Annotated in this window: 13 protein-coding genes and 1 other RNA gene; 2 read left to right on the top strand and 12 right to left on the bottom strand. The window is 70.4% G+C overall.

Annotated elements, in window-relative coordinates; all coding sequences use genetic code 11:
* Positions 1–52: 52 nt before the first annotated feature.
* From ABZ434_RS11370 to ftsE, 8 genes are all read right to left on the bottom strand, one after another.
* Positions 53–1,531, bottom strand: coding sequence for an acyltransferase (locus ABZ434_RS11370; protein WP_359134285.1), 1,479 nt, complete (start codon positions 1,529–1,531; stop codon positions 53–55).
* Positions 1,528–3,723, bottom strand: a complete 2,196-nt coding sequence (locus ABZ434_RS11365) for a glycosyltransferase (RefSeq protein WP_359134283.1) — start codon at positions 3,721–3,723, stop codon at positions 1,528–1,530. Before ABZ434_RS11365 ends, ABZ434_RS11370 begins: the two co-directional genes overlap by 4 nt.
* A complete protein-coding gene (locus tag ABZ434_RS11360; protein WP_359134280.1) occupies positions 3,724–4,410 on the bottom strand; it encodes a hypothetical protein in 687 nt (228 codons plus the stop codon). It abuts the gene before it with no gap.
* Positions 4,411–4,782: 372 nt separating this feature from the next.
* Positions 4,783–5,170: a transfer-messenger RNA gene (ssrA, locus tag ABZ434_RS11355) on the bottom strand.
* 120 nt (positions 5,171–5,290) lie between these two features.
* The gene (smpB, locus tag ABZ434_RS11350) at positions 5,291–5,779 is read right to left on the bottom strand and encodes an SsrA-binding protein SmpB (RefSeq protein ID WP_359134278.1); all 489 of its coding nucleotides are present in this window, start codon (positions 5,777–5,779) and stop codon (positions 5,291–5,293) included.
* An 18-nt stretch (positions 5,780–5,797) separates the two neighbouring features.
* On the bottom strand, positions 5,798–6,985 hold the full coding sequence (locus ABZ434_RS11345; protein WP_359134276.1) for a S41 family peptidase: 1,188 nt from the start codon (positions 6,983–6,985) through the stop codon (positions 5,798–5,800).
* 68 nt (positions 6,986–7,053) lie between these two features.
* Entirely contained in the window at positions 7,054–7,971 is a 918-nt protein-coding gene (ftsX, locus tag ABZ434_RS11340) for a permease-like cell division protein FtsX (RefSeq protein ID WP_359134274.1), read from the bottom strand.
* A gap of 23 nt (positions 7,972–7,994) precedes the next feature.
* Positions 7,995–8,684: a cell division ATP-binding protein FtsE gene (gene ftsE / locus ABZ434_RS11335; RefSeq protein ID WP_024489199.1), complete on the bottom strand. Its 690-nt coding sequence runs from the start codon at positions 8,682–8,684 to the stop codon at positions 7,995–7,997.
* Between the two features lie 268 nt (positions 8,685–8,952).
* Between ftsE and ABZ434_RS11330 the strand changes: the two genes are divergently transcribed.
* Positions 8,953–9,153, top strand: coding sequence for a hypothetical protein (locus tag ABZ434_RS11330; RefSeq protein WP_356319254.1), 201 nt, complete (start codon positions 8,953–8,955; stop codon positions 9,151–9,153).
* Positions 9,154–9,288: 135 nt separating this feature from the next.
* Here ABZ434_RS11330 and ABZ434_RS11325 read toward each other — a convergent pair whose 3' ends face one another.
* A complete protein-coding gene (locus ABZ434_RS11325) occupies positions 9,289–10,194 on the bottom strand; it encodes an LPXTG cell wall anchor domain-containing protein (RefSeq protein ID WP_359134272.1) in 906 nt (301 codons plus the stop codon).
* A 413-nt stretch (positions 10,195–10,607) separates the two neighbouring features.
* Here ABZ434_RS11325 and ABZ434_RS11320 point away from each other — a divergent pair, with 413 nt between their 5' ends.
* The gene (locus ABZ434_RS11320) at positions 10,608–11,957 is read left to right on the top strand and encodes a histidine-type phosphatase (RefSeq protein WP_359134270.1); all 1,350 of its coding nucleotides are present in this window, start codon (positions 10,608–10,610) and stop codon (positions 11,955–11,957) included.
* Between the two features lie 79 nt (positions 11,958–12,036).
* On the opposite strand, the gene prfB is transcribed toward ABZ434_RS11320, so the two are convergent.
* The 3 genes from prfB to ABZ434_RS11305 form a co-directional block, all read right to left on the bottom strand.
* Complete coding sequence (prfB, locus tag ABZ434_RS11315) at positions 12,037–13,143, bottom strand: peptide chain release factor 2 (protein WP_219569831.1); 1,107 nt, start codon at positions 13,141–13,143, stop codon at positions 12,037–12,039.
* A 69-nt stretch (positions 13,144–13,212) separates the two neighbouring features.
* Positions 13,213–14,463: a serine/threonine-protein kinase gene (locus tag ABZ434_RS11310; protein ID WP_359134268.1), complete on the bottom strand. Its 1,251-nt coding sequence runs from the start codon at positions 14,461–14,463 to the stop codon at positions 13,213–13,215.
* Positions 14,464–14,630: 167 nt separating this feature from the next.
* Positions 14,631–16,313, bottom strand: a complete 1,683-nt coding sequence (locus ABZ434_RS11305; RefSeq protein ID WP_359134562.1) for a protein kinase — start codon at positions 16,311–16,313, stop codon at positions 14,631–14,633.
* Positions 16,314–16,682: the final 369 nt, after the last annotated feature.

Genomic DNA, 16,682 nt, shown 5'->3' with positions numbered 1-16,682 from the left:
CGGTGCGCAACCTTGCTCTCACGGGGCCGGGGCCGGCCCCGTGAGACGGTGGTCAGCGGACGCGGGCCGGCTTCCGCCCGGACCGGTCCGGCGCACCGCCGCGCTGCCGGCTCCGCTTCGGGGCGCCGTTCGGCCACAGCTGCGGCCGGCGCTTCGCCGCGACGTCCTCGGTCCACCCGAACGCCAGGATGCACACCGCGATCAGCGCCCAGGCGAAGATCAGGACCGGTACCCAGCTCTCCAGCAGCCAGGGGACGTTCTCGCCGATGACGTCGACGGCCCACAGGCGGTCGTACATCGTCGCGGCGGCGAGGATGCAGACGTTGTGCCAGAGGTAGACCGTGACCGCGCGTGAGTTGAGCAGGGTGATCGTGGTGTCCCAGGCCTGCAGCCGCTTGGGCCACTCGGTCCACGACGGGCTGTAGTGCAGCAGGAGCAGGACACAGCCGAACGACCACAGGGCCTGTGCCAGCGGAATGGAGTCCAGGTCGAACCCGGCCCGGAACCCCTCGTGCGAGGCCCACCACAGCCCCAGCGCGGCAATGACCGGGGCGAGGGACGGCACAAGGTAGGAGGGCATCCGTTTCAGGATCCCTTCCTGGTGCGCCATCCCGAGCACCCAGCAGGCGCCGAACGTACTGAAGTCGGTGATCGCCGAGTCGATGCGCTCCGGGGTCGAGAGCACCTCCTGGGACATGACGAAAGCCAGGACCAGAGGGGCGAGCATGGTCGGCCACGGCATCTTGCGCAGCGCCCGCAGGATCAGCGGTGACATCAGGACGTACCAGAGGTATGCGCGGATGTACCAGAGGGGCCCGGCGAGCTCGGCCCCCCAGGACTCGCCCAGGAAACCGTGGACGCCCGGCAGCTCCTCGGCGAACGGCGGATCGCTGAGCGGCAGGATCCAGAGCAGCAGATGGGTCCACCACCAGCCGGGGTGCCCGTCGGCGTCCGGCCCCCAGCCCTGGAGCACCATGCCGGTGACCCCGATCGCACCGAGCAGCCAGAGCGGCGGCAGCAGCCGGCGGACGCGGCTGCGGATCACCTGTGCGGCGGGCCGCTTCAGCGAACGGGCCATGAGGTTGCCCGCCAGGGCGAACATGACGCCCATGGACGGGAAGACGATCGGCAGCCAGGCCCAGCCGGTGAGGTGGTAGAGCACGACGCGGAACAGCGCGAGGGCGCGGAGCAGGTCGAAGTAGCGGTCCCGGACCGGCTTCCTGGGCCCGGTCCCGGGTTCGGCCCCCGGGGCCGCGGAGACCGGCGCGTCCGGCTCACGCGGCGGCGCCGCCCGGTCCGGCAGAGCCTGCTGAGGCAGGGGCCGGGTCGGCGGGGCCTGCGGCGGCAGCGGCTGGGCCACCGGAGCGTAACGGTCGTACGGCTGAACCGGCGCGTACTGCGGATAGGGCTGACCGGCCGGCGCGTAGGGCTGACCCGGCCCGTACTGCGGGTACTGCTGACCCGGCTGCTCGTACGGTCCGTGGTTCTCGCGCGGGCCGGAGCCGGGCGGGGTGGGGCTGGGGTACGTCACGCGACGGTCCTCCGGTCGGTGCTGCGTCCGGTTCCCTGGCTCGGCGCCGAACGCGGCGCCTCCACGGCCCCGGTGCGGCGCAGCTTCTGCCAGCGGAGCCGGCCGCCGGTGAGGGCGGTGATCCAGGACTGGAGCAGCACCACGTACATGAGCTGCCGGTACAGGATCTGCTGGAGGGGCAGCGAGAGCAGGTGGGTCATGCGCTCCCGGTCGAGCCGGAAGGCGTACGCGGCACAGATGGCCTGCACCGCGAGGACGCCGAGCCAGGCGACGACCGTCTGCTCGGTGGGGCCGAAGACGAGCCCGTACAGGAGGAAGACGTCGATGAGCGGCGCGAGCAGCGGGGCCACGACCATGAACAGGGCGACGAACGGCAGCCCGACGCGGCCGAAACGGCCGGACGGGCCGCGCTCGATCACCGCGCGGCGGTGCTTCCAGATGGCCTGCATCGTGCCGTACGACCACCGGTAGCGCTGCGACCAGAGCTGCTGCACGGACTCCGGGGCCTCGGTCCAGGCGCGGGCGTTCTCCGCGTACACGACGCGCCAGCCGTCCCGGTGCAGGGCCATCGTGACGTCGGTGTCCTCGGCGAGGGTGTCCTCGCTCATGCCGCCGATCCGGTTCAGCGCGTCGCGGCGGAACGCCCCGACCGCGCCGGGGATGGTGGGCATGCAGCGCAGCATGTCGTACATCCGCCGGTCGAGGTTGAAGCCCATCACGTACTCGATGTGCTGCCAGGCGCCGATCAGTGAGTCGCGGTTGCCGACCTTGGCGTTGCCCGCGACGGCCCCGACCCGGGGGTCGGCGAAGGGCTGCACGAGCTCGCGGACGGTGGACGGCTCGAAGACCGTATCGCCGTCCATCATCACGATGATGTCGTAGCGGGCGTGGGCTATGCCGTTGTTCAGTGCGGCGGGCTTCCCCGCGTTGCGCTGCCGCACCACCCGGACGCCCGGCACCCGCATCCTGTCGACGAGGTCCGCGGTGCCGTCCGTGGAGCCGTCGTCGATGACGATGACCTCCAGCGGATAGTCGCTCGCCACCAGTGAGCGGACCGTGTTGGCGATGCACTTGCTCTCGTTGAACGCGGGCACCAGGACGGTCACCGGGCGGGTGAGCGGCTCGCCCCAGCTGAAGTCCCGCTTGCGGACGCGGCGGGCGTGCGCGAAGGACAGCAGCAGCATCAGGCCGAACCGGGCCAGGACCAGCACCCCGATGACCGCGAGACCGACCACCAGGACGTCGGTGATGTGCTCCGAGACCTCCACGGCGGAGACGAACGCCTTGCCCTTCCAGAGCGCGTACCCGGTGACCGGGGTGTGCGCGCTGGGGGCGCCGAGGGCCTGGGTGAGGTTGGTGAACTCGTACCCCTTGTCCTGCATCTTCGGCAGGAAGTGGCCGAGCGCGGCCACGGTCTGGGACCGGTCGCCCCCCGAGTCGTGCATCAGGACGATCGCACCCTTGCCGTTCTTCGGGGTGGCGTTCTTGCTGATGACGCCGACCCCGGGCCGCTTCCAGTCCTCGCTGTCGGTGTTGTTGACGACGGTGAGGTAGCCGCGGCTGCCGACGTACTGGGTGACCGGCCAGGACTTGTCGTCCATGGCGTCGGCGAACGAGGAGTAGGGCGGCCGGAACAGGGAGGTGCGGATGCCTGCCGCGCCCGCCAGGGCCAGCTGGTTCTGTGACAGCTCCCAGTCGATGCGGCCGGTGGACTGGTAGGAGAGGTCGGGGTGGTTGAAGGTGTGCAGCCCGACCTCGTGCCCCTCCTTGACCATGCGCTCGACCAGATCGGGGTAGCGGGAGGCCATGGTGCCGGTGACGAAGAAGACGCCGTGCGCGTCGTACTCCTTCAGCTTGTCCAGCACCCGGGGGGTCCACACCGGGTCGGGTCCGTCGTCGAAGGTCAGCACGATCCGGCGGTCGGGGATGCGCAGCGTCTTGGCGGGCTCGGTGGTGCTGCGCGCGTCGATGACGGGGCCGCCGTCCAGGACCTGCTCGGGCACCCGGTCGGTGGCCGCGGGTGGCTGGATCCGGTGGTCCGCGAGGATTTCGCTGTGCACGTAGCCGCGCAGCATCAACATGGCGAGCAGGGCAACGAGGAACAGGAACGGCAGCATGTAGCGCATGGGAAGTCTGCGCCGCCGGCTCTGCTTCTTACGGTTGTGCCTGACCCGCGGGGCGGGGTTGGTCATTTAGCTGGCGCCTTCTTGCTCTTGCACAGGGGGATCAGGTGTGGTGGCCGGTGAGGTCGCAGGACCCGGGGACGTGGCCTCCGGATCGGCGCTCGCCGTCCCGGTCTCGGCGGCCGGCGCGGAGGCGGACGTCTCACCACCCGGCACGCCGCCGGCGGCGCTCGATCCCGTGGTGGTCTGCCGCGCGGACGGTACGGCGTCGGCCGAGGCGGAGGATCCGGCACCGGAGGCCGTGGAGCTGCCGTAGCCGGCGGCGTCGCCCGGGGCGGCCGGGCTCTGTCCGGTCTGCGGAGCGGTGGACGCCGAGATGCCGGGCGTCGTACCGGGTGAGACCTGGGCGCCCGGGGTCTCCCCCGGTGTGACCGGCGTCCGCACTTCTTCCGCCTTGCGGTGTTCCTCCTGGCCGGACAGCGGCAGGAAGGGGGCGCTGGAGTTGCCTCCGAGCAGGGCGACGACGAGCGTCACCGCGTAGCCGACGCAGATCGCGGCCAGGACCCAGCCGAGCCGCCGGAGCGTCTTGCTGCGCCGGCCGCTCTCGTCGACGAAGACCGGACCGTCGGAGCCCTCCGGAACCCCGGGTTCCGGGAGCAGTTCGGAGAGCTGTCGTCCCAGTCCGTCGAGCTGGATGGTGACTTCGTTGGGCTCGTGGGTGTGTCCCGCACGGGCACCTTCACGCCAAGTTTCCACTGTTGTACGCACTTCCCCCACTCAGGATCGGGTGCGCGCAACTGCCCGTCTGTGCGTCGTCGGACCGGGCCCCCACCCTGTCCACGCGCCCCCTACCACAGTGCACCCGGGCCATGAATGTAGCGCACGCCGACGACAGTCCGACCCCGCGGACGGGTCTTGTTCATCATGAGAGATACATCTGTTTTCGAACCGTGGTGCGGGCGCTGCCCCTGTGGGGTCGGGTCGTCCGAGGCGTGGGAGCACGGTGCACGATCGCACGCCGGGGGCGCACGCCCATCAGTGAGCGCCGGTCACGTTCCGCGACGGTCCGGGCAGCAAAAAACGAGGACCCCACCGCCGGTGGCGGTGGGGTCCTCGTTCACATGGGAATTGTGGAGATGGCGGGAATCGAACCCGCGTCCAACGGTGCGGAACCAGGGCTTCTCCGAGTGCAGTTCGCTACGCTTTTCTCGGCCCCGGAGGTCACGCGAACAAGCCTCCGACAGGCCCAGTCACTGTTTGATTTCCTTCTAGGCCCCGTGACCGGGCCTAGAAGTTTAGATCCCTAATTGATGCCAGGATCCGGGTCGGGATCACCCCCGGGCTGACACTCCGCAGAGTCTTCGCTCAGCTGCTAATTAGGCAGCGAGGGCGAAGGCGGAGGAATCGCGCTTAGAAGTGGCGATTATTGTTTGCGACATATGGTTTACGAGATCATTGCCGCTTCCTCGACTCGCTTCCCCTGCTTCGACATCCGCTGTCGAAACCGATCATCCCCATGTTGATTTTTCAAAGGTGGTACACACCCCGTGGGGTGCAGTGCCATCGTACGTGACCAACGCACGACGATGCCAGCGTATTCCTGCCGCACCGGACGACAGCCGCCGGCGCGGGGTGTTCAGGCGCTCCGCTGACGGCGGCGGGCCGCCGAGATCGCCCGGTTCGTCTCCCTCGTGTCCTGCTTCTCGCGCAGCGTCTGCCGCTTGTCGTACTCCTTCTTGCCCTTCGCCAGCGCGATCTCGACCTTGACACGGCCGTTGGTGAAGTACAGGGCGAGCGGCACGATCGTGTGACCGGTCTCCTGCGACTTCGACTCCAGCTTGTCGATCTCGGCCCGGTGCATCAGCAGCTTGCGCTTGCGCTTGGCGGAGTGGTTGGTCCAGGTCCCCTGGACGTACTCCGGGACGTGGACGTTGTGCAGCCACGCCTCGCCGCCGTCGATCTGCACGAAGCCGTCCACCAGGGAGGCCCGCCCCATGCGCAGCGACTTGACCTCGGTCCCCATCAGGACGAGACCGCACTCGTAGGTGTCGAGGATGGTGTAGTCGTGGCGCGCCTTCTTGTTCTGCGCGACCATCTTGCGCCCGGTGTCTTTTTCCTTAGCCATAGTGCGGCCATTTTCGCACTACGACCCACCCCCGAGGCCACTCAATACTGTCTCGGCCCGCTGCTGGGCCCGTGAGCCCACCGCCAGGTCGGGGGTGATGCCGCGGCCGTCGACGCTGCGGCCCGCCGGGGTGCGGTAGTGCCCCACGGTCAGCTCGGCCACGGAGCCCCCCGCGAGCCTGCTCGGCATCTGGACGGACCCCTTGCCGAAGGTCCGCGAACCGACGGTGACCGCCCGGCCCCGGTCCTGCAGGGCGCCGGTCAGGAGCTCCGCCGCGCTCATGGTCCCGCCGTCGATGAGGACGACGACGGGGCGCTCGGTGTCGCCCCCGTCCTCGGCGTACAGGGCGCGCTGCTCCCCGTGCACGTCGTACGTGGCGACCAGGCCGCCGTCCAGGAACGCGGAAGCGGCGGTGACGGCCTCGGCGACGAGACCCCCGGAGTTGCCGCGCAGGTCCAGCAGCACACCGGCGCCCGCCGGAGCCGTCCGGACCGCCTCGCGGACCGCGGTGCCGGATCCCTTGGTGAACGAGTCGACCTCGATCAGCACAGGTGCGGAGGAATCGGAACGGCGCGGTCCGAGCCGCCGCACGGAGACGGCCTCGGTGGTCAGCCGGGCCCGCCGCAGCGTCTCGGTCCGGGTGACGGGGCCCCGCTGGACGCCGAGCACGACGGTGGTCCCGGCAGCCGCGTCGGTTCGGTCGCCCCGCAGCAGTGCCACGACGTCGGAGACGGGCCGCCGGTCGACACGGTGGCCGTCGACCGTGCGCAGCAGGTCCCCGGCCCGGATCCCGGCCCGCTGCGCGGGGCTGCCCGGCTGGACCCGGGTGACCGTGACCAGCCCGTCGGCGGAACGCCTGGCGGCGAGCCCGACACCCGTGTACGAACCGTCGAGGGCCTGCTCGAACTCCTGGTACTCCCGCTCGTCGTAGACCGCGCCCCAGCGGTCACCGCTGCGGCTGACGGCCTCCTCGGCGGCCTCGGTACCGGACTTGCCGTCGGCAACGGCCTCGGCGGCCGCGTCGGCCACTGCGTCGCGGTCGGCGGAAGCGGCGACGGACCGGGTCTCCACCTCGGCGCTCCGCCCCTCTCCACGCGGCAGCGAACCGGTGGCGGCGGCCGTCGCGAGCACGCCGGCGAAGACCAATGTCAGGGCCGCCCCGCGGCGAACGCCGCGGGGCCCGAAACGGTACTCAGGGCCCGGCATGGCGCCGAGTCTAGGACAACGCCCCGCGGGCGCACGGCCCGTTGGCCGCGCGCCCCACGGGGCACATGTCACACCTTGAGGTACTTGCGCAGCGCGAAGAGAGCGGCAACTGCGGGCATCAGCAGGCCGATCGCCAGAACCAGCGGGAGCTTGGTGAGGACGGCCTCCCAGCCGATGAAGTCGATCAGGTTCAGCTTGTCCTGGAGGGCGAGACCGCCGTCGATCAGGAAGTAGCGCCCGGCCAGCAGCATGACGCAGGCCAGCACGCCGCCGATGAGGCCGGCGAACGCGGCCTCCATGATGAACGGCATCTGGATGTAGAAGCCGGATGCGCCGACGAGCCGCATGATGCCCGTCTCGCGCCGTCGGCTGAACGCGGACACCCTGACCGTGTTCACGATCAGCATCAGGGCGATGACGAGCATCAGCGCCATCACGAAGAGCGCGGCGACGTTCATGCCGTTCATCAGACCGAAGAGGTTGTCCAGGATGCTTCTCTGGTCCTGTACCGACTGCACCCCGTCACGCCCGGCGAAGGCCGTGGCGACGACCTTGTACTTCGTGGGGTCGTGCAGCTTGACGCGGTAGGACTCCGGCATCTGGTCGGGCGTGATGTTGCCCGCCATCGGGGAGTCGCCGAACTCCTCCTGGTAGTGCTTGTACGCCTCGTCGGACGACTCGTAGATCACCGTGTCGACGACGTCCATCTTCTTGAGATCGGCCAGGATCTCCTTCTTCTGGGGGTCGGTGACCGCACCCTTGGCGCACTGGACCACCGTCTCCGCGTCGCCCTTGCCGCAGAGGTAGATGGAGACGTTGACCTTGTCGTACCAGTAGTCCTTCATCGTGCTGACCTGCTCGCGCATGAGCAGCGCGCCACCGAACAGGGCGAGCGAGAGGGCGACGGAGACGACGACGGCGAAGGTCATCGTGAGGTTGCGACGGAGGCCGACGCCGATCTCCGACAGGACGAACTGGGCGCGCATGGCGTCCTTTCAGTGCTGGGTGCTCAGTGCTGGTAGCCGTAGACGCCGCGCGCCTGGTCGCGTACGAGACGGCCCTGCTCGAGCTCGATGACGCGTTTGCGCATCTGGTCGACGATGTTCTGGTCGTGGGTCGCCATGATCACGGTGGTGCCGGTCCGGTTGATCCGGTCCAGCAGCTTCATGATCCCGACCGAGGTCTGCGGGTCGAGGTTGCCGGTCGGCTCGTCCGCGATCAGCAGCATGGGCCGGTTGACGAAGGCCCGCGCGATCGCCACGCGCTGCTGCTCACCACCGGAGAGCTCGCCGGGCATCCGGTCCTCCTTGCCGCCGAGGCCGACGAGGTCGAGGACCTGCGGGACCGCCTTGCGGATCTCACCGCGCGGCTTGCCGATCACTTCCTGGGCGAACGCCACGTTCTCCGCGACGGTCTTGTTGGGAAGGAGGCGGAAGTCCTGGAACACCGTGCCCAGCTGGCGGCGCATGTGCGGCACCTTCCAGTTGGACATGCGCGCGAGGTCCTTGCCGAGGACGTGGACCATGCCCTGGCTGGCGCGCTCCTCGCGGAGGATGAGACGCATGAAGGTGGACTTGCCGGAGCCGGAGGAGCCCACCAGGAAGACGAACTCGCCCTTCTCGATATCGAGAGACACATCCCGTAGAGCGGGACGGCTCTGCTTCGGGTAGGTCTTGGAGACGTTGTCGAATCGGATCACGGATGCACCACGGTCGGCCGGGAGTAGGTGAGCGTGACCATACGCGAACCCGGCTCACGCGTGCAGGCGCGCGTACCGGGATGGGTGATTTACGGTGAAACGGCAGCGCCCCCGGCTGCGCCGGAAGCGGAACGGACCGGGAGGGATCCGGCGGGCCGAGCCGAATTCGGCGGGAGCTGGCACAGTGGTAGGGGAACGGTTGCGTTTCCGTGAGCGTTGTGCGGAGCGAAGGCTTGTGCGGCTCCGCCGCGCGGGAGGAGGAAAGCGCATGACCTATGACCGACTGGTGTGCGCGAACTGCGCGGCGCCCGTGAACGAGGGGCGCTGTCCCGTATGCCGGGCCAGCCGTGCGCGACTGCAGCAGGAACAGGAGCAGGGAGCGTTCGCGGGGCTCAGCCCGGCGATGCTGGTTGCCCTGATGGTGGTGCTGCTGGCCGCGCTGGCTCTCCTGGCGCACCAGACCGTTTAGCGCATCCGCCTGTCCGCGCGCCCGCCCTTCGCCGGGCCGGCCGCCCCCTCGCTTTCGTACGAACATACACAGGGGCCCCGGATACCGATCGGTATCCGGGGCCCCTGTGTGTCGTACGGGTACCGCTGCTGCCCGTCAGACGGCCGCGCGGCCGTTCACCAGGCGCGGGAGGATCCGGAAGCCGATGCCTCCGGCGATCATCGTCGCGGCGCCGACCAGCAGGAACGTGGTCTCGGCGGCACCGGTCTCGGCGAGCTCGTCCTTGCCCTTGCCCTGCTCGGCCGGCTGGTTGCCGACCGAGTCGGTGTCGGTGTTGTCGGCGCACTCGGCACCGTCGAGGTCGACGGTGCAGGTACCGGCGCCGTTGTCGCCGTCGCCGGAACCGGTGGTGGAGCTGCCCGCGTCCGTACCGGCGTTCGCACCCGCGTCGGTACCGGCGTTTGCGCCCGCGTCCGTACCGGCGTCGGTGCCCGCGTCGGCACCAGCGTCAGCGCCCGCATCGGCACCGGCGTCAGCGCCGGCATCGGCGCCCGCGTCGGCACCAGCGTCCGCGCCCGCGTCAGCGCCGGCATCGGCACCAGCGTCCGCGCCCGCATCGGCACCAGCATCGGCGCCCGCGTCAGCACCGGCGTCCGCGCCCGCGTCAGCACCGGCGTCAGCGCCGGCATCGGCGCCCGCGTCGGCACCAGCGTCCGCGCCCGCATCGGCACCGGCGTCAGCGCCGGCATCGGCGCCCGCGTCGGCGCCCGCGTCGGCACCAGCGTCCGCGCCCGCATCGGCACCGGCGTCAGCACCAGCGTCAGCGCCGGCATCGGCGCCCGCGTCGGCACCAGCGTCCGCGCCCGCGTCGACGCCACCGATCGGTCCGGCGTCGTCGCCGTCGCCGGCCTGGACACCGACCTGGATGCCGTTGTCACCGGCTTCGACTCCGACGCCGATACCGATGGCCTGCGCCGCACCCGCGGCGGTCAGCGAGGCACCCGCGGCAATGACCGCGCCCGCGGCTATCCGCGCGACGCGGACTCGCGTCTTCTTCGTCATCTGCTGCTACCCCCAGTAGCTGTTCTCGTCAATGGAGCAGCCATATGCGGGGCCAGGGCCCGGCGGGGTTTGCTCCGAACGCCGGCCCACGTCGTGCCGTGGCCATGCCGCCCGCCCCCGATCACACCCGTCCCAGACATACGCATGCTGCCTCAGCACCCTGTCCAGAGTTAAGGACTACGTCAAGGCCGTTCTGCACAATGTGCACCGTTTTACGCCTGGTTGACCCTCATTCAGCACCACGACTGTGACGCACTCACCACGCCATCTACGCAACTCGCCGCGCCAACTCCCTTTCGTCACCGGCCCGTTTCGGACGCCGTGCGGTCGGGCTGCGGCCATGTCCGGTTCATCCGGGACGCTCATGATGCGGGCATCCGACCCGCCCGACTCGTCCCGAACCCGGTGAACCCATGCAGATGCGAACCGCCGCACTCTCCCTGACGCTCGCTGTCTCCGCCCTGTTGCCGGCGGCACTGCCGGCGCAGGCCACGTCGGGCTCCTCCGGCCACTACGCCACCAAGACCCCGTACGCGCCACAGCAGAACCCGCGAACGTACCAGCACGCTCCCAAGGGCTTCGTCCCGGTGTTCACCGAGAACGTCTCCCGCCACGGCTCCCGCGCGGCGTCAGACAGCGAGGACGGTGACCTGATCCTGGCCCTGTGGGAGAAGGCGCGGAGCGAGGGGCAGCTGACCCGCGACGGCGAGCGGTTCGGCGGCGAGACGAAGTCGCTGCTCGCCGCCATGGAGACGATCGGCTACGGGCAGCTCAGCGGTCGCGGCGTGCGCGAGATCCAGGACACGGCCGCGCGGCTGGAGCAGCGGCTTCCCGGACTGTTCCGGGAGATGGCCGAGAAGTCCGAGCGGATCAACATCGTCAACTCCGGCAAGGACCGGGCCGTCGACAGCGGCAACCTGTTCGCCGAGGCCCTCGCCGCGAACGACCCGGCGCTGGCCCCGCTCATCACGCCGGCCAGGACCGACGCCGACCTGCTCTACTTCCACAAGTCGGCAGGCGGCGCGGAGTACCGGGACTACGTCGAGAACGACGAGCGGCTCGCCGCCACCCTCGACGGGATCACCGACCAGCCGGCCTCGCACACCGCTGCCCGCAACGTGCTGAGGAAGATCTTCAAGCCCGCGTTCGTCGAGCGGATCTCGGCGGGCGAGTTCGACCCGATCGCCACCGAGGTGGAAGCGGCGCAGGCGGTCTACGCCCTCTACAGCATCGCTCCGGCCATGGCCGACGAGGGCGACTGGAACATGGAGCGCTACATCGCGCCCCGTGACGCACGGTGGTTCGCCTACCTGAGCGACGCCGAGGACTTCTACGAGAAGGGCCCCGGCTTCGCCGACAGCGACATCACGTACCGGATGGCGAACGTCCTGCTCGACGACTTCTTCACGAAGATCGACGCCAAGCGGGCCGGTACGAGCGACGCGGGCGCCGAGCTGCGGTTCACGCACGCGGAGGAGATCATCCCGCTGGCCGCGCTCATGGGCCTGCCCGGCAGCACGAAGCCCGTCTCGGAGGCCGAGCCGTACACGTACGCCGCCAACCCGTGGCGGGGCGAGTCGGTGGCGTCCATGGCCACGAACATCCAGTGGGACCTGTTCCGGAAGGGGAACAAGTACCTGGTGCGGATGCTCTACAACGAGAAGCAGACCGCGTTCAGGAAGGGCTGCGAGCCGGTGGCGAAGGGCAGTTACTTCTACGAGGTCGACGAGCTGAAGCAGTGCCTGGGCCGCACCACGTCCTGACCGCACGGCGGATGAGCGAAGGGGGGTGGGGGAGCCACGGCTCCCCCACCCCCCTTCGCGTACGTCCCGCCCGGCGGGACTACTTCTCGCTCTGCTTGCGCCAGCGGATGCCGGCCTCGATGAAGCCGTCGATCTCGCCGTTGAAGACCGCTTCCGGGTTGCCCATCTCGAACTCCGTACGCAGGTCCTTGACCATCTGGTACGGGTGCAGGACGTACGAACGCATCTGGTTGCCCCAGGAGTTGCCGCCGTCGCCCTTGAGCGCGTTCATCTTCGCCTGCTCCTCCTGGCGACGGCGCTCGAGGAGCTTGGCCTGGAGGACGTTCATCGCGGACGCCTTGTTCTGGATCTGCGAGCGCTCGTTCTGGCAGGAGACGACGATGCCGGTCGCCAGGTGGGTCAGGCGCACCGCGGAGTCCGTGGTGTTGACGCCCTGGCCGCCGGGGCCGGAGGAGCGGTACACATCGACGCGCAGTTCGGACTCGTCGATCTCGATGTGGTCGGTCTGCTCGACCACGGGCAGCACCTCGACGCCCGCGAAGGACGTCTGGCGGCGGCCCTGGTTGTCGAACGGGGAGATCCGGACGAGCCGGTGGGTGCCCTGCTCGACGGAGAGCGTCCCGTAGGCGTACGGCACCTCGACGGCGAAGGTGGTCGACTTGATGCCGGCCTCCTCGGCGTACGCCGTCTCGTAGACCTCGGTCTTGTAGTTGTGCCGCTCGGCCCAGCGGAGGTACATGCGCTGGAGCTTCTCGGCGAAGTCCGCGGCGTCGACGCCACCGGCCTCGGCCCGGATGGTGACCAGGGCCTCGCGCGCGTCGTACTCGCCGGAGAGGAGCGTGCGGACCTCCATCTCGTCCAGTGCCTTGCGGACGGACTCCAGCTCGGACTCGGCCTCGGCGAGCGCATCAGCGTCGCCCTCGTCCTCGGCGAGCTCGAAGAGGACTTCGAGGTCGTCGATCCGGCCGCGCAGGGTCTCGGTCTTGCGAACCTCGGCCTGGAGGTGCGAAAGCTTGCTGGTGATCTTCTGCGCCGCCTCCGGGTCGTCCCAGAGGGACGGCGCTGCCGCCTGCTCCTCGAGCACGGCGATGTCACCCCTCAGCGCATCCAGGTCCAGGACGGCCTCGATCGACCCCATGGTCGAGGAGAGGGACTTCAGCTCTTCGGAAATATCGACGACTGCCACGGGTCCAGCGTAACGGCTGTCGGCGCGGGCGTTCCTCGGACCGCATGATCACGGCTGCGCGGGGGGCGGTCAGGGGGCGGCGGGGGCCGAATTCTTCGTGTCCTGCGGTGCCGCTCCCGCGTCGTCGCCGCTCAGCGCCAGCCAGCCGCCCACCCCGGCCGCCGCGACCAGCACCAGCGCCGCGACACCCAGGGTGAGGCGCCGCTTGCGGATGGCCGCCGACTTGTTGCGGGCCGAGCCGGGACGGGGCCTGCCCGGGGCGCGCGGAGCGCGAGCGGTGCCCCGGGGGCCTCCGGACAGCTCGTCGGGAGCCGGTACGCGCATGCTCGTGTGGGTGTCCCGGTTGGAGTCGGGTGACGAACCGGGGACCAGCGGCACGGCACCGCGGCGCCGGGGCTCCTCGGACGCCGGGGTGTACTGCTGCTCGTCGTAGGCCTGGCCGTGCGGCTCGGGCTCGGACTCGTCGTCCGGTTCGTCCACGTCCAGGGGCGGGATGCCGGCCAGGTGCGGGAGCTGCTCGCGAAGCCGGGCCGCCAGCTCCGAGGCGCGCAGCCGGGAGGCCGGGGCCTTGGCCAGGCACTGGACCAGCAGCTGCCAGAGCTCCTCGGGGATGCCGGGCAGCGGCACGACGGTCTCGGTGACGTGCCGGCGCAGGACGGCTCCGGGGTGGCCGCCGCCGAACGGGGTGAAGCCCGCGAGGAGCTCGTACAGCACGGTCGCCAGCGCGTAGATGTCGACGGCGGCGCGCGGCGGGAGGCCCTCCACGATCTCGGGGGCCAGGTAGTCCGGCGTTCCGATGATCTTGGTGGCCTTGGTGCGGCGCGGGGTGTCGATCAGCTTGGCCACACCGAAGTCGGTGAGCAGTGCGGGGTGGGAGTTGCCGGGTCCGAGGGGGCCCTCCATGTCGAGCAGGATGTTCTCCGGCTTGACGTCGCGGTGGACCACCCCGGCGGCGTGCGCCGCGGCGAGGCCGTCGGCGACGTCGGCGACTATCGCGACGGCAGCCTCGGGGGCCAGCCGGCGCTCGCGGTCGAGCCGGGTCCGCAGATCCGTGCCGCGGACCAGGTTCATCACCAGGGCCAGGTCGTTTCCGTCCACCACGAGGTCGCGCACGGCGACGACGTGCGGATGGTCGAGCCCGAGCAGGGCGGTGCGCTCCTGCACGAAGCGGCCCACGAGTTCCTGGTCGGACGCGAGGTCCTCGCGGAGCAGCTTGATGGCGACGGGCCCCTCGGGGCCGTCGCCGAGCCACACCGTGCCGGCGCTGCCGCGCCCCAGAATCTGGTGGGCGGTGTACCGGCTGCCGATATTCCGTGCCAAGACTGCTCCCTCAGCGGCTGGCGATGGACCCTCGCACAACAACCCCCGGTCGACAAAGCTACGCGGCGATCGGGGGGTTGCGTGCCCTGGATGGCGCCAACCTTCACTTCTGCGGGCGAATTGCCGCGGAATTGGTCCGCAGAAGTCGATATGGCTACAGAGTCCCGTCAGGTTCCGCTGCCACTGTCGGCGCTGTCGCCGCCCAGTTTCGAGATCCAGTCGGTGACGGTGGAGAAGGCGTCGGTGATCGCGTCCCAGTAGCTCTGCCCCTGGCCGATCCAGTCCTTCAGCGGGGTGAGCTCCCAGATCAGCCAGCTCGCGACGACGAGCAGCACCAGCGTGAACAGGCACCCCTTCAGGCAGCCGAGGCCGGGGATCTTCATCGGGTTGGCGCCGCGCTGCCTCGGCTCACGAGGCGGGCGCCGGTCCGGCTGCTGGGGCTGCTGGGGCTGCTGGGGCTGCTGGGGCGCGTACTGCTGGCGCTGAGGCTGCGGCTGGTACTGCTGCGGCTGGTACTGCTGCTGCTGAGGCTGCTGGCGGTACTGCTGCTGCTGTTGCTGTTGCTGTTGTTGGGGGTATTGCTGCTGGCGGCGCGGCTGTTGCGGCTGCTGTTGCTGCTGGCGCTGAGGGCGGCGGCGCAGTGGGTCCTGGCTCGGGTCGAGGTACTGGACCTGCGTCTGCTCGTTGCGGTCGCGAGCGGCCTGGAGCTGGGACTGCCACGGGTGCGGCCCGTCGGACTGCGGCGTCCCCTCGGGGCGCGGCGGGACGGGCGGCATGACCGCGGTCGGGTCGGCGTGCGGACCACCCGGCCCCGCGTTGTGCTGCATGACGCTGGTGGCCGCGTTGGGGTCGTAGCCGTTCGGGTCGTACGAGCCCGCGTTGCTCGGGAGCACCTGCGTGGGGTCGGCCGCTCCCGGCGTCTCCGGGACGGCGGTGGGCGCCGGGTCGGGCGCGAGCAGGGCGCCCACCCCGTCGGCGGCCGCGATCTGCGCGGAGTTCGCGTGCACGCCGATGCCGGCGGCGACGGTACGCAGCGCACGGGCGAGGTTCTCGGCGCTGGGACGGCGGTCCGGGTCCTTGCTCAGGCAGCGCTCTATCACCGTCCACAGCGGGGCGGGGACGGTGCTGGGGCGGCGGGGCTCCTCGCTGAGGTGCCGGTGCAGGACCTCGAGCGCGGTACCGCCGGCGAACGGCGGCCGGCCGGTGAGCAGCTCGTACAGCAGGATTCCGGCGCCGTAGATGTCGACGGCGGAGGTCTGCGGGCGGCCCTCGGCCGACTCGGGCGCCACATAGGCCGGCGTCCCGACGAACTCGTGGGTCCGGGTCAGACCGGGGGAGTCGGCGAGCCGGGCGATGCCGAAGTCGGTGAGCATCGGATGCATCTGGCCGTCGCGCTCGTCGAGCAGCACGTTGGCGGGCTTCAGGTCGCGGTGGACGACGCCGTCGGCATGGCTGGCGGCGAGCGCGTCCGCGATCTGCGCGGTGAGCAGCGAGGCGGCGACCGGGGTGAGCGGGCCGTTGTCGCGGAGGTAGCGGTGCAGGTCGGGTCCGTCGACGAGGTCCATGACGAGGGCGAGGAGATCGCCCTCCACGACCAGGTCGCGGGTACGCACGATGTTCTCGTGGGTCAGCCGCAGCAGGACGGAGCGCTCGCGCAGGAAGCGCATCACGACATCCGCGTCGTTGGCGAGCTCCTCCTTGAGGACCTTGATCGCCACGGTCTCGCCGGGCTGCCCGGCGACGGCCGCCTCGGCGCCCGCGGCCTCACGCTGGCGGGCGCGCCAGACGGTGCCCGTGGCGCCGCGTCCCAGCGGCTCCTCGAGCAGGTACTTGCTGCCTACCGGCCGCACGTCATGCGCTCCCTGCTGATCGTGGTGCTTGCGGTCCCCGGACACGTCCGGAGTTTCCGGCCCACTCTAGTGGGGCGACCGGGGTGGACGACCGGGTCGGGCAGGCCGCGGAGAAAGACGCTCGTCCCGGGCCGGTGGTTGCCGCCGGGAAGTCCGGCCGAACGGCTCCGGACGCCGGTCCGGGTCGCGCAGAGGGGAGTCCGGGTGCCTGCGAGCCCTTCCGGGAACCGGCCAAGCAGGCACTTTTGGGCGCACAGCAGACCTTTCAAGATCACTTAGCGGCGACCCCCGGGCGTGTTGTCAGTGGCAGGTGCGAGGATGCCTCCAGCACGGAACTGTGGGGGCGGGAGCTCTGCGGTACGTGACGAA

Source organism: Streptomyces sp. NPDC005761 (assembly GCF_040630635.1).
Classification (GTDB): domain Bacteria; phylum Actinomycetota; class Actinomycetes; order Streptomycetales; family Streptomycetaceae; genus Streptomyces.
Note: the sequence above shows the minus strand (reverse complement) of the source record. Positions and strands in the feature narration are given on the sequence as shown.